The organism is Microvirga sp. RSM25 (assembly GCF_044784385.1).
Classification (GTDB): domain Bacteria; phylum Pseudomonadota; class Alphaproteobacteria; order Rhizobiales; family Beijerinckiaceae; genus Microvirga; species Microvirga tunisiensis.
Genome location: NZ_CP173039.1, coordinates 1,126,147 through 1,149,663, shown reverse-complemented (window position 1 = coordinate 1,149,663; position 23,517 = coordinate 1,126,147). Strand labels below are relative to the sequence as shown.

Here is a 23,517-nt window from a genome sequence, read left to right as displayed (position 1 = left end):
AAGGATATGGTCGTCCCGTATCCTTCCGAACGAGTGTTGATCATCGTCAGTCGCGCCCGCTCACGTCCTCGCCGATATCCTTGAGCAAATGCGGACTGAGCCTTGCGCGAAGGGAAGCCTGCAGCTCGGAGGGAGGGAGAGTTTTGGCGGATGCCTGGCCGCGCTCGCGCACGGTCGGAATCAGATCAATGCGAATGGTCAGCCAGACGAGGGACAGTGTAATCTGCTTCATCGAAACCTGCAGCGTCGTTGAATGGAAGGATTGCGGCGTGGGTGCATGGAACAAAGAGCAAAACCATGTGACGCCTCCTTCGGCTGCGGTTGATGAAAAAAGCGGCCGATCGATCAGCCGCTGGAACATAATACTCCACCTTGGACGATTTTGCCAGACGGTTAGCTCAAAGTGCCTTCTCGAACCGATATTCCGCTGATTTGGAAATATCGGTGAGTTGGCGCTGCCCGTCGATCTGCGTGTAGCCCAATCGCTTATAGAGCCTGTGTGCGGTCGTGAACCGCGTGTCCGACCAGAGAACGATGCGATCTGCGCCCCTTGCGCGGGCATGGCTCTCGGCCTGGCGCACGAGCAAGGACCCGAACCCCTGTCCACGCCGGTCGGAGCGCACATAGAGCCGGCGCAGTTCCGCCGTTCCGCTCTTCGGAAAGTCGATGGCAACGCAGGCACAGACGCGTCCGCGCTCATCCTCGACCGCCCAGAAGGCGCCCTCCGTCTCGGCATAGGATGAGCTGGGAGAGATCAGGTCCGGCAGATCGTCGTGCGGATCGACGAAGCAGCCCGGATATTCCGCGTAGCACAGCGACAGGAGACCGAAGAGATCCTGTGCGTCGGCATTCACAACGGGCCGGATGATCGGCTGGTCTTCAACTTTTCTTGCTGGTTTCGTCATTGCCCCTCCGCGCCGTCGTTGCGGCGATTGTCGTTTCAAGCATGTCGTGCAGCAGGCGATAGGCCTGCGCCGACAAATGGATGCCGTCGGTCGTCATCCCTTCCCTCGCCGCACCGTTCCCGTCGGCAAAGGCGGTCTGCAGATCGACGATGCCGGCCACGCGACCGTCGGCAATCTGCACGATGCGGCGGCTCAGGGACGCTATGGCATCGGGAGAATAGAAGCTCGTCAGGCGCTTGGCCGGCTCGATGGGCGGCGGGGTCAGCACGACGACCGGAACGTTCGCTTCCTCGAAATGTCCGACGATCCGCTCGAAATGATCCGCGACGCCGTCGAGTGCGCTCTCGGTGCAATCCTTCTTGGAATCGTTGGTGCCGACGAGGAGCACGGCGATGCTGGGCTCCGCCGAATTCAGCAGAAGCGGCACCCGCGGCTCCAGCGCCTTGGTCCAGATGCCGGAATAGCCCGCATTGAGCAGCGGAAGCGCGCCGATACGGTTCCAGTAGAAACCTTCGACGATGGAATCGCCGACAAAGAGGAGCCCGCCCGGACCCACTGCGGACTTGTGCGAACTGATCACGATGTCGCGGATCAGCCAATGCGGGGCGAAGGGATTGGGCTGCGAGGTCACGCGATCTGAGCCTCCATGAGGCCCGGCGGAAGCTTTTGCGTTCCGCCGGTTGGCCGAATGGCCTTACTCGATCCCGAGCTTCTGCTTCAGGATCTCGTTGAGAGCCTGCGGGTTGGCCTTGCCGCCCGTGGCCTTCATGGTCTGGCCGACGAACCAGCCGAGCAGCGTCGGCTTCGCCTTGGCCTGCTCCACCTTGTCCGGGTTGGCGGCGATGATCTCGTCCACGGCCTTCTCGATGGCACCCGTGTCGGTCACCTGCTTCATGCCGCGCTTCTCCACGATCTCGCGCGGGTCGCCGCCCTCGGTGAAGACGATCTCGAACAGGTCCTTGGCGATCTTTCCGGAGATCACGTTCTCGCCGATCAGCTCGATGATGGCGCCGAGCTGCGACGCAGACACGGGGGATTCCGTGATGTCCTTGCCTTCCTTGTTGAGGCGGCCGAACAGCTCGTTGATGATCCAGTTCGCCGCGGCCTTGCCGTCGCGGCCCTTCGCCACTTCCTCGAAGAAGTCGGCGGAGGCACGCTCGGCCACCAGCACGCTCGCGTCATAGGGCGAGAGGCCGTAATCGGCCATGAAGCGAGCCTTCTTCTCATCCGGCAGTTCCGGCAGGTGCTGGGCCAGCTCGTCCACATAGGCCTGGTCGAATTCGAGCGGCAGCAGGTCCGGATCGGGGAAGTAGCGGTAATCGTGCGCCTCTTCCTTGGAGCGCATGGAACGCGTCTCGCCCTTGCCCGGATCGTAGAGGCGGGTCTCCTGGTCGATCTTGCCACCATCCTCCAGGATCGCGATCTGGCGGCGCGCCTCGACCTCGATGGCCTGGCCGATGAACCGGATGGAGTTGACGTTCTTGATCTCGCAGCGGGTGCCGAGCTCTTCGCCCGGACGACGCACGGAGACGTTCACGTCGGCGCGGAGGTTGCCCTTGTCCATGTCGCCGTCGCAGGTGCCGAGATAGCGCAGGATCGTGCGCAGCTTGGTGACATAGGCGCGCGCCTCGTCCGCCGAGCGCAGGTCCGGCTTCGACACGATCTCCATCAGGGCGACGCCCGAGCGGTTGAGGTCGACGAAGCTCAAGGTGGGGTGCAAATCGTGGATCGACTTGCCGGCATCCTGCTCGAGATGCAGGCGCTCGATGGGCACGGTGATCGTCTCGCCGCTCTCGGGCACGTCCACGATCACCTCGCCCTCGCCCACGATGGGGCTCTTGTACTGGCTGATCTGGTAGCCCTGCGGCAGGTCCGGATAGAAGTAGTTCTTGCGGTCGAAGGTGCTGCGCAGGTTGATCTCGGCCTTGAGGCCCAGGCCGGTGCGGATGGCCTGGCGCACGCATTCCTCGTTGATCACGGGCAGCATGCCGGGCATGGCCGCATCCACCAGGGAAACGTGGCTGTTCGGATCGCCGCCGAAGGCCGTCGAGGCGCCGGAGAACAGCTTGGCCTGGCTCGTCACCTGGGCATGGATCTCCATCCCGACGACGATTTCCCAATCGCCTGTCGCGCCTTTGATGAGCTTCTTAGGGTTGACCGGAGCGTTCATGAACCTTGCGCCTCTATCTCTCGCCTCTGCTGAAGCATCGGACCCAAAAGTGGATTTGCACTTTTGGGACCCATCCGATGCTGTCTCCATAAATGAGAGCATCATTGTGCGCGGAAAAACCGGGTCCACTTTTCCGCACGATGCTCTACCCGGAGTAAGAGCGCCCCTCGAACGGGTCAACCCTTTTCAAGATGAACGGGCGTTCAGATTGCTTAACCCAACGTTAAGATTAGAAACAATTTATGCACAGATATCGAAAATAATTGCCACGCTCGGATGAAACCCCATCCGACATACGGCGTTGTTCGGGAGGTAAAACGGTCAAGGAGTTTCAAAATGGCTATGGATCCTATGGATCGCGAACCGAATGTCTACAATCGCGAGACCAATGTCTACGATAACACGAAGCGCGGTTCGAACACTCTTGCTTATGTGATCGGCGGTCTTGTTGTCGCGCTGGGCCTACTGGCCTTCCTCTTCTATGATGGCGGCAGCAACGAACCGAGCACCACCGGCAGCACCGGCACCCAGACGCAGAGCTCGTCGCCGAGCACCGGCTCCACGGCTCCGGCTACCCCGACGACTCCGTCGGCTCCCGCAGCCCCGGCGAGCCCTGCTTCCCCGGCTGCTCCGTCGGCTCCGGCCAACCCGCAGTAACTTCGCGTCTCGCGTAACGCTGCGCATGATGGGTCTGACCTCCGGGTCAGGCCCATTTTTTGCGTGAGCTCCCGCCCGCTTCGTGAGGAACCAAGCCGAAGCGCGAACGGTTAGGCTTGATAAAACCTGCCCGACCGGCAACGCACGAGGAGGATTGCCATATGGCCAGCAAATCGAGCTTCACCCCTGAGGAATGGTCTCGTCTCGTCGCAAGCCCGGTCGTCGCCAGCATGGCGATCACCGCGGCGGACCCGGGCGGTCTCTGGAGCCTGCTGCAGGAATCCATGTCGAGCGGCTGGGCGCTCCTGGAGGCGAAGCAGGATGCGCAGGCCGCGCCGCTCGTAAAGGCCGTCGCCGACGACATCGCCAACACGGAGACCCGGAACGCCGTCCGCGAATCCTTCCAGGCGCAGTTCAAGGGCAGCCAGTTCGCCGACATCAAGCGTAAGGCCATCGAGGAGCTGCACGCCGTATCGACCCTGCTCGACGCCAAGGCCCCCGACGAGGCTGCCGCCTTCAAAGCCTGGCTGTGGAGCGTTGCGCAGAAATCGGCGGAGGCCGGCAAGGAAGGTGGCTTCCTCGGCTTCGGCGGCGTTGCGGTCAGCGATGCCGAGAAGGCGACTCTGGCGGAGATCGCAACCGCCCTTGGCAGCCCGGCAGGATCCGGCGCCGGACTGGCCGAGACCTGACGCCCTGCCCTCACGCAGCTTGAATGACCGCCTTCCGCTTTCCTTGTGGAATCGTCATGGCAGCCACGCCTGCGAGGATGAAGAGAAGCCCGAACCACGCCGCCCCGCTGAGGCTCTCGCCCAGGAAGTAGGCTCCAATGGCAATTCCGATGGGAGCCCGCAGATAGGCCTGGGCCGTGGTGCCCACCGAGCCGAGGGTATGGATCAGGCGGAAATAGATGACGAAGGCCATGGCCGTCGAGAACACGGCAAGCCCGACCAGGGCTAGGATCGACGCCTCCGATGGAGCCAAGGTCCATGGCCGGTCCACAATCAGGCTCAGGGGCAGCAGGATCATCGCCCCCGACAGGAGCGATCCGGCGGCCGGAGCCACGGGATCGAGGTTCTTGAAGTTGCGCCCGAAAATCGCGGCCCCCGCATAGCAGACCGTCGCCAGCACGACGGCGAGCTGCGCGGCCAGTTCGTGGCCGACATGGGTGAAGGCCTGACTTCCGACAATGATGCATGTTCCGGCAAGGCCGAGGACCACCCCGGCGAACTTGCGGAGCGAGGTCGCCTCGTGGCGGGACCAGAGCCATGTGATCAGGAAGGTGAAGACCGGCGTCATCGAGTTCAGGATCACGGCGAGGCCGGCATCGATGGACTTCTCCGCCCAGGCGATCAGCGTGAAGGGAATGACGCTGTTGAGGCAGGCCTGAACCGCAAAATTCCGCCAGCTCGCGGCATCCCGCGGCAAGCGGATCCCGCGCCACCTCATGATGAGCACGAGAATCCCGCCCGCAATCAGCGTGCGGGCGGCAATCAGGGTGATAGGCGGGATCGTGTCGATGCCGATCTTGATGAAGCTATAGGACGAGGCCCAGAGCGTCGCGAGGGTCGCAAGCAGTGCGAGCTCGACGGCGTGATTGGGCTAGAGGGGGCGCGTCGCCATGATTGAAGGTCCGAGCACTGCGATGGAAAGCGGCGCGAACCTGACATAGCTTGTGAAGATTGTCGCCTCATGATGCTTCGGCGCCGATCGAACTATCGCAGTGCCGAAACGGGGGTCTACCTTACCGCCGCGCCACCCGGCGGGCGGCATAGGCACCGCTCGCCCAGAGCATTGCGGCGATGAAGCGGACCGGGAACAGGGTGAGTGCATCGGAGCGCACGGGGGCGATCCAGGGCAGCCCCATGCTGCTGATCGCCCAGGAGACGAGCGCCGACACCGCCAGCGCCGCCATGCCGATGATCAGCACCTTGCCGAACTGGTCGGCCTTCCAGCCGAGCCAGACTGCCATGAGGATCAGGACCGGATCGAACGCCGCGGGCAGCCAGTCCCAGAGATGGATGACGGGAACGGTGGGGTGCACGTCGTCTACGCCCACCAAGCTTGAGGCAGCGTGATGCGGCCGGCAGAATCCTCGATCACCTGACCGGCGGCGAAGAGGGTCTCCTCGTCGAAGGCACGGCCGATCAGCTGGAGGCCGAGCGGCAACCCTTGAGCATCGCGCCCGGCCGGAACGGCGATGCCGGGAAGGCCGGCCATGTTCACCGTCACGGTGAAGATGTCGTTGAGGTACATCTCGACCGGGTCGCCCGAGCCCTTCTCGCCGATGCCGAAGGCGGCGGACGGCGTCGCGGGGGTGAGGATCGCATGCACTCCTTTAGCGTAAACCTCCTCGAAGTCGCGCTTGATGAGGGTGCGCAGCTTCTGGGCGCGAACGTAATAGGCATCGTAATAGCCGGCCGAGAGCACGTAGGTGCCGATCATGATGCGGCGCTTGACCTCGCGGCCGAAGCCGGCGGCGCGGGTCTTCTCATAGAGATCGACGATGTCCCGGCCGTTCTCGCGCAGGCCGTAGCGCACGCCGTCATAGCGGGCTAGGTTCGAGGAGGCCTCGGCCGGCGCCACGATGTAATAGGCCGGCAGCGCGTATTTGGTGTGCGGCAGGGAGACCTCGACGATCTCGGCGCCGGCGGCACGCAGCCATTCAGCGCCCTGATGCCAGAGCTGCTCGATCTCGGGCGACATGCCGTCGACGCGATATTCCTTCGGAATGCCGATCTTGAGGCCCTTCACGCCGCGGGAAACCGAAGCTTCGAAATCCGGCACGGGAAGGTCCACGCAGGTGGTGTCCTTGGCGTCAGGGCCGGACATGGAGCGCAGCATGATGGCCGAATCCCGCACGGTGCGGGTGATCGGACCTGCCTGATCGAGGGACGAGGCGAAGGCCACCGTGCCCCAGCGCGAGACGCGTCCATAGGTCGGCTTGATGCCGACGGTGCCGGTGAAGGCCGCCGGCTGGCGGATCGAACCGCCCGTATCGGTCGCGGTGGCGCCCAGGCACAGGTGAGCGGCAACCGCCGCAGCCGAGCCGCCCGAGGAGCCGCCGGGGACGAGGTGCGTGCCCTCGACGACGCCGGATGCGCCCGCGCTCACATTCGAACCCTCGCGCCGCCAGGGCGACACGACCGGCCCGAAGGCGCTGGTCTCGTTGGAGGAGCCCATGGCGAACTCGTCCATGTTGAGCTTGCCGAGCATGACCGCGCCGTCGTTCCAGAGGTTCCTGGTGACGGTCGATTCATAAGGCGGAATGAAGTTGCCGAGAATCTTGGAGCCGGCCGTCGAAACCGTGCCTTCCGTACAGAACAGGTCCTTGATGCCGAGCGGAATACCCTCGAGCGCCCCGCCCTCACCCCTGGCGATCTTCTCGTCCGAGGCCTTGGCCATGGCGAGCGCCTTTTCCGGCGTCTCGAGCACATAGGCGTTGAGCGCCCTCGCCTTCTCCATGGCGGCGAGATGGGCCTGCGCGAGTTCGGTCGCGGAGAAGGTCTTGGCCTTCAGGCCGTCGCGGGCCTCGGCAATCGTGAGATGGGTCAGTTCGGTCACGGGACTGGATCTCTTCATCGGCGTCGAAAGGGCGCCATAATCTTCACGGGATCCCCGGTCGCGCTCCGCGTGCCCGGGGATGATCGAATATAAAGACGGTCCGCCCTTTATTCGATCACCTTCGGCACCAGGAAAAAGTTGTCTTCCGTGGCGGGAGCGTTCTGGACGACCTTCTCCGGATAGCCGCCGTCGGTCACGCCGTCCTGGCGCTTCTTCATGACCATCGGCGTCACGGACGTCATGGGCTCGACGCCCTCCACGTCCACCTCGTTGAGCTGCTCGACGAAGGAGAGAATCGCGTTGAGTTCGCCCTGGAGATGAGGCACCTCCGCATCCGTCACGGCAATGCGCGCCAGATGGGCGATGCGGCGGACCGTTTTCTCATCGACCGACATGAATGGTCTAACCTCTTGGAAATAGCTTCCGCGGCCTATAGCACCCGCCCGCCTCGGGGGGCAATGTTGGATGTGCGGGGAAGGCCTTACTCTGCCACTGCCGGTCAGCGCGCCCTCGCGGGAAGGACACCTTCCCCGTCATGGCCGTCCCGGACGTGATCCGGGGATCAGTCCCGGCCATCCCGCTTTCAGACCCGATGGCCCTCATCCTGAGGAGCCGCGGCAAGCGGCGTCTCGAAGGAGGAGTTCAGCGCTGTTCCGGACCCTCCTTCGAGACGCAGCCTCACGGCTGCTCAGGATGAGGGCGAGCGAGACGATCGGGATCACGGCCCGTGACACCCTCTGCCGTCATGGCCGGGCTTGTGCCGGCCATGACGGCAGAGGGTGCAGTCAGAGGGTGCGAGGGCAGAACGTATCCACCGATTCACGCTGTCAGTCTCACAGCTCTCATCCTGAGGAGCCGCGCCGCGGCGTCTCGAAGGAGGCTCCGGAGAGCACCGGAAGCGCGCTGTCCTGCGCGACGCTTCGCTCCTCAGGTGCGGCCCAATCTGCGGCTTTCCTCGCCGTCATGGCCGGGCCTGTCCCGGCCATCCCGATCCGACGAGCGCCGCGTTTCCCTTCATCGGGATCACCGGCACCGATTCCCGGATCAAGTCCGGGGAGGTAATGACGGGGAGATTACTTTTGCACCGTCACGCCCACGGTCTTGTGCGGCACCACGACCTGAATGCCCTTACCGTCGAGAGCCGCGACGAAGCGGTCGGCGTTGGGGACCAGCGGGGGAAGGAGGCGTAGTGGCACGGGATGGCGGCCTTGGCTCCGCCGAAATACCGCTCGACCGCAAGCGCCGCGACCTCGGGGCCCATGGTGAAGCGGTCGCCGATGGGCACGATCACCACGTCGGGCTGATGGATCTCGGCGATCAGGGCCATGTCGCCGAAGATGTCCGTGTCGCCCATGTGATAGATGGTGGGCTCGCCCGGAGCCTTCACGACGATCCCGTTGGCGCTGCCGAGCGGAAAGTTCACGTCCATCTCCACGAGGCCGGAGGAATGGTCCGCGCGCACCAGGGTGACGCTGAAGCCGCCCTGATCCGTCGTGCCGCCCGTGTTCATGGGATCGAAGTTCTGAACGCCCTGCTTGGCGAGATACATGCAGAGCTCGAAGTTCGTCACGACCTTGGCGCCCGTCTTCTTCGCGATGTCGACCGCATCGCCCACATGATCCCCGTGGCCGTGCGTGAGCAGGATGTGCGAGATGCCCTCAGTGATCTTCGCCTTGTCGCCCTCGAAGGCCGGGTTGCCGGTGAAGAACGGATCGATGAGCATGGCCTTGCCGGCGAAGTCGAGCCGGAAGGCGGAATGACCGAACCATGTGATTTTCATGAGAATTCCCTCGTTTTCGGCAACATGAGATGGAGCAGAAGCGGCCCCTGACCACGTTCCACAGGAACAAAACGCCAGATGGGGCTTTAAGAAGCTAAGCAATAAACATCAAGCCTGCAGGAGGATAGCCATGTCCCGCCTCATCGCCAGCTTCGCCGCGGCCGCCGGACTTCTCGCATCCACCAGTGCCTGGGCTGTCGAGATCTCCATCTCGTGCAGCGCGCTCGGCAAGGAATACGAGATCTGCAAGCAGGGCGTCGACGCCTGGGCGGCTAAGACCGGCAACACGGTCAAGATCGTCTCGACGCCCAACTCCGCCACCGAGCGGCTCGCTCTCTTCCAGCAGCTTCTCGCAGCGGGCGCCGGCGACATCGACGTATTCCAGATCGACGTGGTCTGGACCGGCACCCTGGGCAACCACCTGCTCGACCTGACCTTCAAGGCGCAGGGCACGATCGGCGATCATCTTCCCGCCATGGCCGAGACCAGCCGCGTCGAGGGCAAGCTGATGGCCGTGCCGTGGTTCGCCGATGCGGGTCTGCTCTATTACCGCAAGGACCTTCTGGACAAATACAAGCGGCCCGTGCCGCAGACCTGGGCCGACCTCACCGAGACCGCCCGCCTCATCCAAGAGGGCGAGCGCAAGGAAGGCCGCGGCGAATTCTGGGGCTATACCTGGCAGGGCCGCGCCTATGAGGGCCTGACCACCAACGCGCTCGAATGGATCGCCTCCTACAACGGCGGCACCATCGTCGACGAGAAGGGTGAGGTCACCATCGAGAATCCGAAGGCCACCGAGGCGCTGAAGACCGCTGCCGGCTGGGTCGGTACGATCACGCCCGAAGGGGTGCTCAACTACACGGAAGAGGAGGCGCGCGGCGTCTTCCAGGCCGGCAACGCCGCCTTCATGCGCAACTGGCCCTATGCCTGGGCGCTGGCGCAAGGAGCCGACAGCACCATCAAGGACAAGGTCGGCATCGCGCCCCTGCCGATGGGCGGCGCGGACGGCCGCCATGCAGGAACGCTCGGCGGACAGCTTCTCGCCGTTTCCAAGTACTCCAAGAATGCCGAAGCCGCGACCGACCTCGTGATGTATCTAACGAGCGAGGCCGAGCAGAAGCGGCGCGCGGTCGAAGGCTCCTTCAACCCGACCATCGTGTCGCTCTACAGCGATGCCGACATCGCCAGGGCCAATCCCTTCATCGGTGATCTCGTCGACGTGTTCAGCAACGCGGTCGCGCGCCCTGCCACGGCGACGGGCCAGAACTACAACAAGGTCTCGACCGAGTTCTTCAATGCGGTGCACCAGGTTCTCTCCAAGCGCGCCGAACCCGCGCAGGCGCTGAACCGCCTCGACCGTGACCTGAAGCGGATCAAGCGCAGCGGCTGGCAATGATCATGAGCGGTGCCGTTGCCCAGGACGGCGTCCCAGCGCAGGCCGAAGTGCAGGGACGCCGCTCATCGCTGACGCGCTCGCGCATCAGGGCGGCGTGGCTCTTCATCGCGCCGAGCCTGATCGTCGTTGCGCTCATTGCGGGTTGGCCCCTGGCGCGGACGATCTGGTTCAGCCTCACCGATGCCGACCTCAACAATCTGAGCGTTTACGAATTCATCGGCTTCGAGAATTATCTCGCCAATTACGACGGCGAGTGGTTCGGGCTCCTGACCGAGCCCGACTGGTGGCATTCCGTCTGGAACACCTTGTGGTTCACTCTCGTGTCGGTTTCCATCGAGACGGTTCTCGGCATCGTCGTGGCGCTGATCCTGAACGCGGCGTTCCCGGGCCGCGGCGTCATGCGGGCCATTATCCTGATCCCCTGGGCGATCCCGACCATCGTGTCGGCCAAGATGTGGAACTGGATGCTGCACGACCAGTTCGGCGTCATCAATGATCTCCTGCTGCGCATCGGCCTGATCGCTGCGCCCGTCAGCTGGACGGCCAATTCCGACACGGCGTTATGGGCCGCCGTCATGGTGGATGTCTGGAAGCACACATCCTTCATGGCCCTGCTCATCCTGGCTGCCCTTCAGATGCTGCCGCAGGACATCTACGAGGCCGCGAAAGTGGACGGCGTATCGCCCGTTCGCGTCTTCTTCCGAGTGACCCTGCCGCTCATCAAGCCGGCGCTGCTGGTGGCGGTGATCTTCCGCTCCCTCGATGCCCTGCGGGTTTTCGATCTCATCTACGTTCTGACATCGAACTCGAAGGACACGGCCTCCATGTCCGTTTATGCGCGCCAGCAGCTCGTCGATTTCCAGGAGGTGGGCCTCGGCTCCGCCGCCTCGACGCTGATCTTCCTCATCATCGCCCTCATCGTCGTGATCACGCTCGCGGCTGGGCGCATCCGGCTCGGGGAGGATCCGCGATGAAGCGTCTCGTCCGGATCGGCTTCTGGCTGCTCGTGCTCGTCATCGCCTTCTTCGCGCTCTTTCCGTTCTACTACGCGATCATCTCGTCCTTCCGCTCTGGAAGCGAATTGTTCTCGGTGGCATACCTGCCGGAACGCTTCGATCTCTCGAACTACGTCGCCGTGTTCGAGCGCCAGCCCTTCGGCCTGAACATCTTGAACTCGATCATCGTGTCGGGCTCCGTGGTCGCCCTGTCGCTGGCACTCGGGATCACGGCGGCCTACGCCTTCGGGCGCATCGCCTTTCGCGGTCGCTCGCTCCTGCTCATGACGATCCTGGCCGTCTCGATGTTTCCGCAGGTGGCGGTGCTCGCCGGCATGTTCGAGCTGATCCGCGGCTTCGGACTCTACAACACCCTGCCCGGCCTGATCCTCGCCAACCTCATGCTCACCCTGCCCTTCACGATCTGGGTGCTCACCACCTTCATGCGCGAGTTGCCCAAGGAGATCGAGGAAGCGGCCTTCGTCGACGGCGCGACGCCCTGGATCGTGGTGCGGCGCGTCTTCCTGCCGCTCATGGCGCCTGCCGCCGTGACGACGGGACTTCTCGCCTTCATCGTCTCGTGGAACGAGTTTCTCTTCGCCCTCACCTTCACGCTCACCAACGAGCGGCGCACCGTGCCGCCTGCCATAGCTCTCATGAGCGGCTCGACGGCCTACGAGCTGCCCTGGGGTGCGATCATGGCGGCCTCCGTCGTCGTGACGATCCCGATCATCGCCCTGGTGCTGGTGTTCCAGCGCAAGATCGTGGCGGGCCTCACGGCGGGTGCGGTGAAGGGCTAGTTCAAGGAATGCTGTTCAATGGCTGATGTCGTCCTCAAGAATGTCCAGAAATCCTTTGGCCGGATCAAGGTCATCCACGGCGTCGATCTCGACATCCGTGACGGCGAGTTCGTCGTCTTCGTCGGCCCGTCCGGTTGCGGGAAATCCACCCTGCTGCGCCTCATCGCCGGGCTCGAGGACATTACCGCCGGCGATCTCTTCATCGGCGGCGAGCGCGTGAACGACCTCGTCCCAGCCAAACGTGGGATTGCCATGGTGTTCCAGTCCTATGCGCTCTATCCGCACATGAACGTCTACGACAACATGGCCTTCGGCCTGGAACTGGCGAAGTCCTCGAAGGCGGAGATCGACGCCAAGGTGCGCGAGGCCGCGCGCATGCTGCAGATCGAGGCGCTCCTCGAACGCAAGCCGAGGCAGCTCTCCGGCGGACAGCGCCAGCGCGTCGCCATCGGCCGCGCCATCGTGCGCGATCCGAGGGTGTTTCTCTTCGACGAGCCGCTCTCCAACCTCGATGCGGCGCTTCGTGTGCAGACCCGCATCGAGATCGCCAAGCTCCACCATGACACGCGCGCGACCATGATCTACGTGACGCACGATCAGGTGGAGGCGATGACGCTCGCCGACCGGATCGTGGTGCTCAACGCAGGCCGGATCGAGCAGGTCGGCACGCCGCTCGAGCTCTATCACCACCCGGCCAACCTGTTCGTCGCCGGCTTCATCGGCTCGCCGCAGATGAATTTCATGGAGTGCCAGGTTGCCGGCGTCGGGCCGAGCGAGGTGCTCGTGAGCCTTCCCAGCGGCGGCACCCTCTCCGTCCCGGTTGCGCCGGAGGGTGTCAAGCCGGGCGAGCCCGTCACCCTTGGCGTCAGGCCCGACCATGTGCGTGTGAGCCCTCAAGGCTCCCTCAGCGGGCGCGTCGAGCTGGTGGAGGAGCTTGGCGAGAACCACCTTCTCTATGTCGATGTGGGCCAAGGCCGCCGCCTGACCGTGCGCGAGCCGGGCGATGCACGGCATGATGTGGGAACCACCGTCAGCCTCGATCTCGCACACGAGTTCTGTCACCTGTTCGATCGCTCGGGCGGGGCGTTGCCGTCTCGCGCCGGCAGCGCGAGCCCTGCCCCGTCATCGCCAGATCTCACCAGCGCAGCTTAGGATGACATCGTCGTTCCCGGCCTGCAGCCGCCGGGGGTGGCACTGCGCATGCGACGACCTCTCCCGTCTCGACGCCGGGCCACTTCCCCTATACTGGCTGGGACCCGGCAGGTGCACGAGGAGGCAGCCCATGATCTCACGAGACGACGAATTGGTCGCCTTCATCGACGGCCTGGCGCCCCGCGCGCGCCTCATGGGCCTCGATCTCGGCACCAAGACCATCGGCGTTGCCCTGTCGGACGTGGAGCGGCGCATCGCGACCCCGCTCGAGACGATCAAGCGGGTGAAGTTCACCCCGGACGTGGGACGCATCAAGGATCTCGCTGCGCGGTACGAGGTCGGTGGCCTCGTCCTGGGCCTGCCGCTCAACATGGACGGCACGGAGGGCCCCCGCTCCCAAGCCACGCGCGCCTTCGTGCGCAACATGAAGCCCCTCCTGCCGCTGCCTGTCTTGTTCTGGGATGAACGCATGTCCACCATGGTGGTGACCCGCACACTCCTGGACGCGGATGCCTCCCGGGCCAAGCGAGCCGACGCCGTCGACAAGATGGCCGCCGCCTACATCCTCCAAGGTGCCCTCGACCGCTACGAGCGGATCGCCGCCGACGCGGAGGCGGCTGAGGACGAAGCTGCCTTCAGATCCGGCCTCGACATGGACACGCCGCCTGAAGGCGGCGCTGGATGAGGAAACCTGGTCTGCAGTGACTAGAGCTTTTTTCGGCGAAGTGGATCCGGTTCGCCATCAAAAAGGCGGCGAACCCAAGACGAGCGATCATTCCACGCACGTGGAAACAGCTCCAGTGGCCGATCAGACTGAGAAATCCTGCCTATTTCATCAAAAGGCGTCTATGAAAAAATCTTTATACGTAAGCTTTGTCCCAGCCTTCACCTTGGCAAAAGCCAAGGCCTCCGTTGCTCCCGTTCCATCCGGATCGTAGTAAATTACGCCAGTTTTATTGTTATAGATGAATCGATCATCGGCATCATGAGCCTTCGATCCTCTCCAGAACTCGCTCGCTTTAATATAGCTGATTGACCGCCCGCCCATTTCAAAAATGTAAGGCGCCAGCTCGAGACGATCATCTTTCGGATTGAAATCGGTGATCACGTCGATGTTCGATTTTGACAACTTACCATGAAATTCAAAGGCGTCTCGGCCTGCGCCGCCGACCAAGGTGTCACGACCCAATCCACCGTCGATTTCGTCGTTTCCATTGCCTCCGTATAGCTTATCATTACCAGCACGACCGTCCAGGTAATCGCCGCCTGCGTAACCATAGATTGTGTCGTTGCCACCTAATCCATGAAGGATGTCATAATACTTCTCAGTCCCATGGATGACGTCACTCCGGGAAGTTCCCCACGTGTGATCTTCCTCGCGTGCATAGATTGTCGCCATTGCTATTTCTCTCCTGCGTCGAAACAAGATGATCTCGCCGATGGACTTACGAGAGCGTCACCTATTCTGCGCAAGTTCCAAATCAACGAGACTTAATGAATGTAATGATATATCTTATTACTCAAACTGTGTGGCACCGTACGCGAAAACTTCAAAGGAAGCGATAGAAAATCTCCTTGGATCGAGAGATCGTTCGCGATACATTACTGCATTACATAAAACTAGCTCGCCTTCGCAATCCACGCTTTCGGCATCCGGCACACCTTCTCAACTTGAAGGCTTGACGACGCGTCAAAAGCCTCCTATTTCACCGCCAACCGCGACGCCGGTTTCGAATCCCGCCTGAAGTGCCTGAGACAAGTCTCAGAAAAAGGCGAAGGATTTCAATGGCTTCGGTGGGGGATAGTTTAATGGTAGAACAGCGCCGCTTCGGGCGCTTTTCCTTTGTGTGCAAGGCTTTCAGAGCCACAGAGTTTTTCAAGATGACCGAATACGGCCACGGGAAACCAAGGGTCTCCGGCTGAGATTGAAAAACTTCATTCACCCCTTCCTGCCAAACCCTCCGGATGAAATTATTCCGCAAAATCGAGCGTTGCACCGATCCTTTTGATTGGAGTGTGGTTATACTCCTACGGAGTTAACCCAAAAGGGGTGCTGCATGGTGATTCTCTATATGGCGGTGGCCTTCATCGGGGCTGGCCTCAGCTGTGTTCTGCTGTGGCCTTATGGAGCGGCCATCGCGCTTGTCAGCATGCCGTTCGGTGGCAGTCTGGTTGCAGTCATGGCTGCGGTCTTAGTTTACATGCGAACCTCAGATGAGACTGAGTTGAGCGATGATCACGCAAGCCATATCGATCAGCCTCAGAGTTTGCAGACCACCGAAAGCCGCCGATAGGCCAAGCTGAAGCTTAAATGGCAAATAGGCCCCGCCAGCCCGAATGCCGACGAAGCTGACACCCAACCAGGTGCTTTCTCGGAAGCGCGTGGCCACTTTTCACTCGCACCCAAGGCTGATAGGACTTCTGTCTGCGAGGAAAGTCCATGAAGGCTGACGACCCTATCCCGAGGGCTGCCAATCCAGAGCCAGCCCAGCACGATAAAGTGACCCGCTTCGCCTTAGGATTCGTCGCCCTCTTAGGCGTGACGGTTCTCGCCGTTGTGGCTGAGTATCTCCTTACCCTGGGCTGGACGCCGCAGGACATCAACAAGCGTCCCCTCGAGCTGCAGGCGTTTCGCTTCTGAAAGGACAAGGCCTACCCGACCAAGCACGATACCGCAGCAAAGCCCCACGAAGAGAGCGCTGCTCACATGTGAGGAAAGCATCAGGTGCAGCGCCCTAAAGAGAAAAGCCCCGCCAGCCGAAGCCAGCGGGGCCCATTCCTAGGAGCCCTATTCAGCGATCAAAGATCAGCGGGTTCGGCTTGAAGTAATGACTGACTGCCACCTGGATCAACTGGTCGACGGCCTGGGGGGTGATCGTCTTCATGCCAATCCGCTCCGATATCTCTCCCTTGTGGGACAGCTTCTCGGTTCGAACCCTCACACCGCCTTGGACGTGACCAACTTCCACCTCGAACCAGGTCGGCTTATCGCGGCTATCTTTCTCCGAGACACTGAACCTTACCGAAGGATTCCTGCGCCCTTGAGTGGGCTCCAGGTTCTCCTCAATCTGCATAATGAAGCCCTCCCCTGCAAAGCCATCGCGGGCCTGCTTGAGTTTGGGCACCAGGATCGTGATCAGCGGCTCCGATTTTACCCTGAAGTCATGGGTAGCATCTGCATTCTTATCGGCAATGCGCTGCTCGCGCTCAGCATCTTCCGCCCGTTTCTTCTCGCGCTGCTCGCGCACTATTTGAGCATAGGGATTGTCGTCGTTCAAAGGATATCTCCTGTTGGTTTTGGCTACCGCAGGATATGTGAACGACTAGACGGCCTTAAAAGGCCCTTAAGCTTATAGCAGGTCTGAAAGGACGCTCCAGCCTGTAGGTATAGGCTGGGGCGCAAAGTTTGGGAGGGAGCGCCCAAGGGGGCATCTCCGCCGGCGACGTGCCTTACGCCGGCAGAGCAGGTGCGAGCGGTCAGGCCTGCGGCTTGATGCGCCCGATGACATCCATTGGGCGGCGCCGGAAGGTCCGCCCAATGTTGTAGAGGCCCTGCGAGATCGACATGCCGAGCAGACCGCACATGAAGGCGGAGGCGTGCTCGAGTTGCGGCGTGCTCACCGTGGTGAGGTACGGCGACACGTAAGCGATCGCGAAGGGTGTGAGGTAAACCGAGGTCACGCAGCCGACGACGGCCGTGACGGTGCGCTGGAGAATGGAACCGCCTTGAAGCATAGCTGAAACAACGCCTCCGAAGAAGGAAGCCACGACAACCGATGCCTTCACACCGACGATGGCCTGGAATGGATCATTGATGATGGGATCGGCCATCTGTGCCCCCACTGGCTGATGGTTATGATTTGCTTTACGCGCCGATTCCGAGCCGGAAGGCCGAGGCCTCGGGCTCGAGCTCCAGACGCGCAACAATCATCTTGCGGACTGCGTCTGCCCCGCCGGCCCATCGGACCAGGGCCGGAGCGCTGTCGATTGCGTACTGCAGGATCTCGGCGATCACGGCATTGGCAAGGTTGATCGACAATACCCGCCCACGCACCGCGCCCGGCACCGCGTTGAAGCCGTAGTTGATTGCATGCTCCAGCAGCTGCTCGACCCGCAGGGTCTGGATTCCGGCATAGAGAGACACCGGCAGGGAATAGAGAACCTTGCGATAGAGCCAGACCACCACGACCAGCACAGTTTCCTTGGCATGCTCACTGGCGAGGCTGGCGATCCAATCGCCCCAGGGCACAGTCACCACACCGTCGGCCGCCAATGCAGGCAGCGTGAACACCACGGCGAGGAAGGCACCCATGCCCAGTGCCGGCACGAGATCACGCTTGATCAGGAAGTACACCGCCATGCAGGCGGCACCCAGGCCGGTCAGCCCAATACTGGTCACAGCCAGGTCAGGATCGAGCGGCGTCAGGAGGATGGACACGAGTGCACCGGCCAATGCCCAAAGAGCAGCGGTAAGGAGCTTGGAAGTCATGTGAGGGTTTCCGTTTCAGGAGGATGCCCGGCAGGCCCGGCCGGGTGCGGGATCTCAGGCTTCGCTGACGGACAGCTTGCCGCCAACCGTGGAAGTTGGAATGCGGGAACCGGCGGGCAGGGGAGCGGTGGACGGCCAGCGGATACCGTCGTCGAGCAGGCGATCGGCCGACAGCCAGGCATCCGAGACACTGTTGTTCTGGTTGCCGCCTCGGATCTCCAGCGACTTGCCGTCGGCGCTCACCGCTTTGATGAATCCGACATGACCGAGCCAGCCGCTCTTGCTGCCGCGCCAGAAGGCAGCAACGGCGCCGACCGCGGGCCGATCCAGCGGACGCCCGAACTTAGCCCAGTTGCGGGCACCAAGCGGGTTCGCCGGCAGGGGCTCATTCGGCAGGGTCGCGCCAATGCAATGAGCCACATACAGCCCGCACCAGGCGGTTTCATCGCTCGGATACCAGAGCCCGAGCTTTTCCGCCCAGCCCATGATGATGGGCGAATGCTTCTTGCCAACGACTTCGCGCGTTCCCATGAGGCGTGAGGCCTCGGCATACCAGGGTACGAGGATGGCGGCCTCAGGCTTGTCCGATCCTGTCGGGAACAGCCGGGAGAGAGTTGCAGATCCGGCAATCCCGTCCACGAACAGCTTCTGCTCCTTCTGGAATTCCTTGATGGCTGCAATCGTGCGGCGGCCCAGGATTCCATCTGCCGGTCCTGGGTCATAGCCGCGCTGCCGCAGCGCGATTTGAACATCACGCACGTTCTGCATGTGACTCTCCGTTGAAAAAGAAAAAGCCGCCCGGAGGCGGCTTGGTGAGGGATCAGATTGGAATATAGATCAGGCGGGGCGGTCGCAGCTGCGCGGGCCGATCGACCACAAGGAAGTCTGGCATGCGATCCGGAAGGCCGGCGCGGTTGCCCACACAATTTCACACGGCGAGATCGGATCCTTACCCACCTTGGCCCTAACCGCCATCTCAAATGGCGATCACAGCCTGTAGAGCAGCAAGGAGACGATCCCGTCGTGTGAAGAGTTCTTCAGCCACCTATGGCTGACCATCTTCACTATCGACAATTCGTTGAAATTCCGCGCCCAAATCTACGAACCCGGGCTCCCAGGGCTCAATTTCACCATCGGCAGCCTTCTCCTCAAGCAGGTCGCAAAACTGCACCGGGTTCTCCCAGGATGCTGCTTCGGGCCAATCGCTGAACTTGTACTGCCAAGGCCTCGCCCGCAGAAGGCGCTCAATCTCCCGCTCAGAGAATCGAAACTTTTTTACACGCGCTGGGGATCCTACCACCAACGCGTATGGCTCAACGTCCTTTGTTACAACCGCGCGCGCGCCAATCACTGCACCATCACCAATTCGAATACCACGCTTGATGAGAGCGCCCGCGCCAATCCAGACATCATTGCCGATCACGGGCGGTGGGCCGGACTCGTTAAAATGAACTGTGTGCCAAGCGGCACCAAACTCGCGCTGCGCAAAATCTCGCCACCGAGGCAGGTAAGTGACCGGTGATGTAATGACGCGCTCGACAGGATGGCGAGCAGTCATAATCTCTGCGCCAATCGCAAAACTGCAATATCTTCCGACCTTCACATCCCAGGGCAGTCCTGTTGTAGCGAATGAAAATGCTCCAATGCTGAAAAAGTGCCCGGGAACGAGCGTCCCATACCGCTCGATTTGAGTGGGGCCCCTGATTGTAATCTTGTCTCCGACCTTGTAGACGCCCCGCGAGACAAGCGGGTGGCGTAAATAGATCCGGTTTTGCTCACAGAAGTCGTCGAATGATCGGCGCCACGTGAAAGTTACCGGGTATTTCATGCTCTCTCGACCTCGTCTACGAACCCACAAAGCTGTCATGGGCGTACATCAAAGGCAGAAGCAATGCCACTTTTCAGAATCCAGCGGTCCGGCAGGGCCGTGGCCTTCGTAGGCGCCATCAGGGCCGATGAGGTAGAGGATTTAGTTGCCTCAACGCGATTTCGGGACGAGGTACTTGATCCGCTCGGCATCCCGTCGGACGGGCTGACGGTGGCGCGCGCGACAGCGGCCGAGGAGAGCGCCGTACGCGCGAGCGCCGGCGATCAGATCGACCGCACCGAAGAGTCCGAGGGACTGTTCATCGTGTTCGCCGCCTAGGATGGAACCTAAAACAGCGCGATACCCCGAGTCCCTAGCCGCGCCTTGGATCGCCCATAGACGCCTGTGAGCTCCGCCTGCGAGAGCGGATGATCAAAAACGATGAACTCGGCACACGTGATCGCGCCGGCAAATGAGGTGCCACCGTTGTTGCCGATACCGACCTTGCCAGGGGTCGGACTGACGAACTTGGTGACGGTCCGACTATCGTAGGCACCTCCGCCCCACATCACTGTGCGTTGCGTAGGAGAATGCGTCATCGCCAGCCAGAGCCAAGTATCGGCCACTGTCGTTGGCGGCGCAACAACGGTCTGCAGGGCACCAGTGTCATTTGGTGTAGTGCGTGTCCCGAATGTCCAAGCTCCGCTTGAGTTGTAGTAGCCGATGCCGCCGCCGACAGGCGCCGGCGACCAGTAGCCCATAGCGATCTGGGTGGCCGAGGGCGTGACTGGCAACTTGATCACCGATATCAGCGTCTGGTTGTTGCCGTCATAGAACGGCGACATCAGACCTGACTGGCCGGACACTGTGACAAAGCCGGCGCCGAGCGTCGGGGCCGCCGCGTTCATTGAGGCGGTGGCCGTTGCGCCGCTACCGCCGCCGCCCGTCAGTGTTACAGTGGGAGGGCTGGTATAGCCCGAGCCTGGGGCCAATATGTGGATGTTCGTCACGGCGCCAGTGGTGGTGTTGATGACCGCCACCGCCGCCGCCCCACTACCGCCGCCGCCGGTTAGAGTGACGCTCGGCGCACTCGTATAACCCGAGCCACCGGCTGTAACGGCCAACGTGAACGGCGGCTTGGCCAGCACGGCATCGTTGAGCAGATCCCGATACTGCGGGTTGTCGCCGCCGAAGAGCCAATGTGCCTGGGCCTGCACCTCCGCCGTGGAAGGAAACAGCGGTCCGATCTTGGTCTGATCGAGCGTGATTCCGGTCGCGTTTGGAACAGTGAAGGGCAGCTGAAAGAAGGGAACCGACGTCATGAGTTTGCATCCAGCTTGATAATTGACAATTCGAATTTCGGTGCGACGTGCCACATGGGATGCGCCACGCCGGCAATGGTGCAGGTGTCAGGGGTGCTGTCGCGCAGGTTGCCGGTGGCGCCATTCGCCAAGTTGACTCCTTGACCGAGATAGTCGAGCGCGTAGCGCACTTTCGGATTGCTCCCCAGAGCGCGGTCGAGCGTGATCACGACTGTGTCCCCTGCCCCGATCGCGGCGCCCGTCACCGTCAGGGTTCCAGTGTCGTCGACGACCTTGAAACCGCAATCCTGGGAGGACCCTAGCAGCGTCTTGTCTACGACGAGTGGTAGCGTCGGCACGCGGAACTTGACCGACAGCGTCGTGCCCTTCGCGGTCGCAGATATTGGCCAGATCGCGTCGGGCTCGTTGCCATCAACAACTATTTGCTTCCACGCTCGCCCGAGGTGGCGGCCGTAGCGGAGCTGACCGATGTTGGTCAGATGAACGCCGTCGGCGTTGTAGGGCAGATGCTCGATCGAACCGCCAAAATGGATGTACGGGCTTGCGTTGATGGCATCCAGTTGCGCTAGGGCGATATCGGCCATCGCGGCCCTCGTGCCTGGCGAGGGCGCTGAGGGCGTCTGGTACACTACGAGATGCACTGGGTTCGCTTGGCCCGTAATGGCCAAAACATCCGCATTGATGTCCGCGCGCAACTGAAGCAATTGGTCCCGGTACCAGGTGCGCGGCGACGCCGCGGTGGCGTCGGACTCGCCCTGCATCCAAACCACCACCGGCACGTTGTAGGACTTGCCAACCGCTGCGGCCCGCGCCTTGCCCTCGCTCACATGGTCGAGAAAGTTCTGATACCAGGGAGCACTTTTGCGCAGGTTCGCGATGCCGTAGCCGCCATGGCCCGGCGCCGAGGCGAGAATCACCAGTTGCGCCGGATCAATAGCGCTCTCGCGAGCAGCGGCCTCTACTGCCCAATTCGCGGCACCAGAGCAAACTGTCTCGCCACTGGCACTGTTGCCTTCAGGCGTGTTCGTATCCTCGACGAGAGGTTTGACGGTGTCTGTGCCTGGGTTTGTACCGCCAAATGTGTTGCCGGCCTTGGTTGAGCGCGGTCCTGCACCAAAGGTCAGGTTGGAATAGGGTTGAGACTGCGACAGCGGCGGATTGCCCTTGATACCAGCCGACAGCGATTGACCGTAAGAAATGACATGCATCCAGCCCGTGCCAAGCGCCAGAGTTGGGCGTACTCCCGTAAGCGCGACTTTCGGGGCTGCGACGGGTGTTTTCAGAGCACTGATACCGGATCCAACAAGCACCCCGGTCTGTCGGTCGACGCCAAGCACCAAGCCCAGCACCTCGTCGACCACAATCGGATAATACCGGGTGGCACCGTCGGCATTGTAGGACTGCAGCGCGCCGCCGGGGGAGAGTGCGGCGTCGACGGTGCGTTGGCTGGCTCGCTTCAGGCTCGGATCGTTGACCGGGATGCTGGCGACGATCTCGCCAGTTGAGCGCCGTGCGCCAAGGAGAACCGTGCCGTTTGCGTCTGCAAGGACCGGCAGAATATCGTCGGTTGCATCGTAGCTCTGCAGCTGGGTGGCCGAGCGGATCGTCCTTTCGAGGGGCCGCAGCCGGCTTTCCTCAAGGAACGTCGAACGCGTGTCGAGGCCGGGCAGTGTTGCAGTGCTCTTTCGAACCCACGCGGCACTTTGCTTTACGTAGAAGCCGTTGTTGGAGCCATCAGCGTTGATGTTGATGCCGGCGCCCTCGACATAGGTGCCGATGGCAGCGTTGGCGGCTGTGAGAGTATCAAAATTCGCCGCGACCTGCGAAACTGTCTGGTTCGCGAGGTCGAGCATTTGCTCTTTGCTTTGCTGGATCGTGGCCAGAACTTGGCCCGCGCCCTCCGTAACATCCGAAAGAACTTGGTCCGCCGCTTGCGACACCTCTGCCAAGACCTCATCAGACTCTAGCTGGACCACCGTTAGCTTTTGATCGGCCGAGGCTGTGACGGCAGCGAGCTTTTGGTCCGCGACCGCGATCCGCTCATTCGCCGCAGCGATGCTTTGCGCGGCCTCGGTCACGAGTTCCTCGGCCTGGCCGCGGAAAGTCTCCGCGTCATTCCGGAAAAGCTCGGCCGCCGCGACCTGATCGGCAAGGTTCTGTTGCGCCTGATCGATCGTCTCGGTTAGTCCCTCGACCGCGGCGCCGACCCCCGCCACCTGCACCGCGATTTCGCTCACCTCGGCGGCCTTGCCCTCGACAGTCGCGCGCGCCGTCAGGATGGTCGCGAGGTCCTGGATCGCGCCGTCGGCTTGGGCCAGCAAAGGTTCGAGCACAGTCTTTTGCCGACCAGCTGCTTCCAGAAGCGTCATCGCAGTCTCTGCGGCAGCCAGCACTTTTACGCCTTCATCGGCCATGGATTCCTCGTCATTCGTCAGGATGAAAACAAAAAGCCGCCCCAGCGGGCGGCCCTGATGTGAGTGATG

Annotated in this window: 26 protein-coding genes and 1 pseudogene; 10 read left to right on the top strand and 17 right to left on the bottom strand. The window is 62.2% G+C overall.

Features of this window, described 5'->3' with window-relative positions:
• Positions 1-46: 46 nt before the first annotated feature.
• From ACD578_RS05590 to gatB, 4 genes are all read right to left on the bottom strand, one after another.
• Positions 47-361, bottom strand: a complete 315-nt coding sequence (locus tag ACD578_RS05590) for a hypothetical protein (protein WP_404291620.1) — start codon at positions 359-361, stop codon at positions 47-49.
• A 37-nt stretch (positions 362-398) separates the two neighbouring features.
• Positions 399-905 carry a GNAT family N-acetyltransferase gene (locus ACD578_RS05585; protein WP_404291618.1) on the bottom strand — a complete coding sequence of 169 codons (507 nt, stop codon included), beginning with the start codon at positions 903-905 and terminating at the stop codon, positions 399-401.
• Positions 880-1,536, bottom strand: a complete 657-nt coding sequence (locus ACD578_RS05580; protein ID WP_404291616.1) for an SGNH/GDSL hydrolase family protein — start codon at positions 1,534-1,536, stop codon at positions 880-882. The genes ACD578_RS05585 and ACD578_RS05580 overlap by 26 nt, the downstream gene beginning before the upstream one ends.
• Positions 1,537-1,599: 63 nt before the next feature.
• A complete protein-coding gene (gatB, locus tag ACD578_RS05575; RefSeq protein WP_404291614.1) occupies positions 1,600-3,075 on the bottom strand; it encodes an Asp-tRNA(Asn)/Glu-tRNA(Gln) amidotransferase subunit GatB in 1,476 nt (491 codons plus the stop codon).
• A gap of 336 nt (positions 3,076-3,411) precedes the next feature.
• On the opposite strand from gatB, the gene ACD578_RS05570 reads away from it, so the two are divergent.
• A complete protein-coding gene (locus tag ACD578_RS05570) occupies positions 3,412-3,732 on the top strand; it encodes a hypothetical protein (RefSeq protein WP_404291612.1) in 321 nt (106 codons plus the stop codon).
• Between the two features lie 161 nt (positions 3,733-3,893).
• The gene (locus tag ACD578_RS05565; RefSeq protein ID WP_404291610.1) at positions 3,894-4,421 is read left to right on the top strand and encodes a hypothetical protein; all 528 of its coding nucleotides are present in this window, start codon (positions 3,894-3,896) and stop codon (positions 4,419-4,421) included.
• Positions 4,422-4,431: 10 nt separating this feature from the next.
• Here the strand turns inward: ACD578_RS05565 and ACD578_RS05560 are convergent, their stop codons facing one another.
• From ACD578_RS05560 to ACD578_RS05540, 5 genes and pseudogenes are all read right to left on the bottom strand, one after another.
• Positions 4,432-5,307 carry a DMT family transporter gene (locus ACD578_RS05560; RefSeq protein WP_404293710.1) on the bottom strand — a complete coding sequence of 292 codons (876 nt, stop codon included), beginning with the start codon at positions 5,305-5,307 and terminating at the stop codon, positions 4,432-4,434.
• Positions 5,308-5,473: 166 nt separating this feature from the next.
• On the bottom strand, positions 5,474-5,773 hold the full coding sequence (locus ACD578_RS05555) for a hypothetical protein (protein WP_404291608.1): 300 nt from the start codon (positions 5,771-5,773) through the stop codon (positions 5,474-5,476).
• Between the two features lie 5 nt (positions 5,774-5,778).
• Positions 5,779-7,311 carry an Asp-tRNA(Asn)/Glu-tRNA(Gln) amidotransferase subunit GatA gene (gene gatA / locus ACD578_RS05550; protein ID WP_404291606.1) on the bottom strand — a complete coding sequence of 511 codons (1,533 nt, stop codon included), beginning with the start codon at positions 7,309-7,311 and terminating at the stop codon, positions 5,779-5,781.
• An 89-nt stretch (positions 7,312-7,400) separates the two neighbouring features.
• Positions 7,401-7,688, bottom strand: coding sequence for an Asp-tRNA(Asn)/Glu-tRNA(Gln) amidotransferase subunit GatC (gatC, locus tag ACD578_RS05545; protein ID WP_152709095.1), 288 nt, complete (start codon positions 7,686-7,688; stop codon positions 7,401-7,403).
• Positions 7,689-8,366: 678 nt separating this feature from the next.
• Positions 8,367-9,073: pseudogene (locus ACD578_RS05540) on the bottom strand (metal-dependent hydrolase).
• Positions 9,074-9,203: 130 nt separating this feature from the next.
• On the opposite strand from ACD578_RS05540, the gene ACD578_RS05535 reads away from it, so the two are divergent.
• The 5 genes from ACD578_RS05535 to ruvX all read left to right on the top strand — a co-directional run bounded on the left by ACD578_RS05535 (position 9,204) and on the right by ruvX (position 14,101).
• Entirely contained in the window at positions 9,204-10,469 is a 1,266-nt protein-coding gene (locus ACD578_RS05535; protein ID WP_404291604.1) for an ABC transporter substrate-binding protein, read from the top strand.
• Positions 10,470-10,471: 2 nt separating this feature from the next.
• A complete protein-coding gene (locus tag ACD578_RS05530) occupies positions 10,472-11,443 on the top strand; it encodes a carbohydrate ABC transporter permease (RefSeq protein WP_404291602.1) in 972 nt (323 codons plus the stop codon).
• A complete protein-coding gene (locus ACD578_RS05525; protein WP_404291600.1) occupies positions 11,440-12,264 on the top strand; it encodes a carbohydrate ABC transporter permease in 825 nt (274 codons plus the stop codon). The genes ACD578_RS05530 and ACD578_RS05525 overlap by 4 nt, the downstream gene beginning before the upstream one ends.
• Positions 12,265-12,282: 18 nt before the next feature.
• Positions 12,283-13,416 carry an ABC transporter ATP-binding protein gene (locus tag ACD578_RS05520; protein ID WP_404291598.1) on the top strand — a complete coding sequence of 378 codons (1,134 nt, stop codon included), beginning with the start codon at positions 12,283-12,285 and terminating at the stop codon, positions 13,414-13,416.
• Positions 13,417-13,546: 130 nt separating this feature from the next.
• On the top strand, positions 13,547-14,101 hold the full coding sequence (gene ruvX / locus ACD578_RS05515) for a Holliday junction resolvase RuvX (protein WP_404291596.1): 555 nt from the start codon (positions 13,547-13,549) through the stop codon (positions 14,099-14,101).
• Positions 14,102-14,251: 150 nt separating this feature from the next.
• On the opposite strand, the gene ACD578_RS05510 is transcribed toward ruvX, so the two are convergent.
• Positions 14,252-14,815 (bottom strand): hypothetical protein, encoded by a 564-nt coding sequence (locus ACD578_RS05510; protein ID WP_404291594.1) that lies wholly within the window; start codon positions 14,813-14,815, stop codon positions 14,252-14,254.
• A gap of 658 nt (positions 14,816-15,473) precedes the next feature.
• Between ACD578_RS05510 and ACD578_RS05505 the strand changes: the two genes are divergently transcribed.
• Positions 15,474-15,710, top strand: coding sequence for a hypothetical protein (locus ACD578_RS05505; RefSeq protein ID WP_404291592.1), 237 nt, complete (start codon positions 15,474-15,476; stop codon positions 15,708-15,710).
• 146 nt (positions 15,711-15,856) lie between these two features.
• Positions 15,857-16,057: a hypothetical protein gene (locus ACD578_RS05500; protein WP_404291590.1), complete on the top strand. Its 201-nt coding sequence runs from the start codon at positions 15,857-15,859 to the stop codon at positions 16,055-16,057.
• A 151-nt stretch (positions 16,058-16,208) separates the two neighbouring features.
• Here ACD578_RS05500 and ACD578_RS05495 read toward each other — a convergent pair whose 3' ends face one another.
• The 5 genes from ACD578_RS05495 to ACD578_RS05475 all read right to left on the bottom strand — a co-directional run bounded on the left by ACD578_RS05495 (position 16,209) and on the right by ACD578_RS05475 (position 19,733).
• The gene (locus tag ACD578_RS05495) at positions 16,209-16,694 is read right to left on the bottom strand and encodes a hypothetical protein (protein ID WP_404291588.1); all 486 of its coding nucleotides are present in this window, start codon (positions 16,692-16,694) and stop codon (positions 16,209-16,211) included.
• 199 nt (positions 16,695-16,893) lie between these two features.
• Entirely contained in the window at positions 16,894-17,247 is a 354-nt protein-coding gene (locus ACD578_RS05490; RefSeq protein ID WP_404291586.1) for a hypothetical protein, read from the bottom strand.
• Between the two features lie 34 nt (positions 17,248-17,281).
• Positions 17,282-17,905, bottom strand: a complete 624-nt coding sequence (locus ACD578_RS05485; protein ID WP_404291584.1) for a hypothetical protein — start codon at positions 17,903-17,905, stop codon at positions 17,282-17,284.
• 54 nt (positions 17,906-17,959) lie between these two features.
• Complete coding sequence (locus ACD578_RS05480; protein ID WP_404291582.1) at positions 17,960-18,673, bottom strand: TIGR02594 family protein; 714 nt, start codon at positions 18,671-18,673, stop codon at positions 17,960-17,962.
• 277 nt (positions 18,674-18,950) lie between these two features.
• On the bottom strand, positions 18,951-19,733 hold the full coding sequence (locus ACD578_RS05475) for a CatB-related O-acetyltransferase (protein WP_404291580.1): 783 nt from the start codon (positions 19,731-19,733) through the stop codon (positions 18,951-18,953).
• Positions 19,734-19,796: 63 nt separating this feature from the next.
• Here ACD578_RS05475 and ACD578_RS05470 point away from each other — a divergent pair, with 63 nt between their 5' ends.
• Positions 19,797-20,051, top strand: a complete 255-nt coding sequence (locus ACD578_RS05470) for a hypothetical protein (RefSeq protein WP_404291578.1) — start codon at positions 19,797-19,799, stop codon at positions 20,049-20,051.
• An 8-nt stretch (positions 20,052-20,059) separates the two neighbouring features.
• On the opposite strand, the gene ACD578_RS05465 is transcribed toward ACD578_RS05470, so the two are convergent.
• On the bottom strand, positions 20,060-21,034 hold the full coding sequence (locus tag ACD578_RS05465; protein WP_404291576.1) for a hypothetical protein: 975 nt from the start codon (positions 21,032-21,034) through the stop codon (positions 20,060-20,062).
• Positions 21,031-23,448 (bottom strand): sialate O-acetylesterase, encoded by a 2,418-nt coding sequence (locus tag ACD578_RS05460; RefSeq protein WP_404291574.1) that lies wholly within the window; start codon positions 23,446-23,448, stop codon positions 21,031-21,033. The genes ACD578_RS05465 and ACD578_RS05460 overlap by 4 nt, the downstream gene beginning before the upstream one ends.
• Positions 23,449-23,517 lie beyond the last annotated feature (69 nt).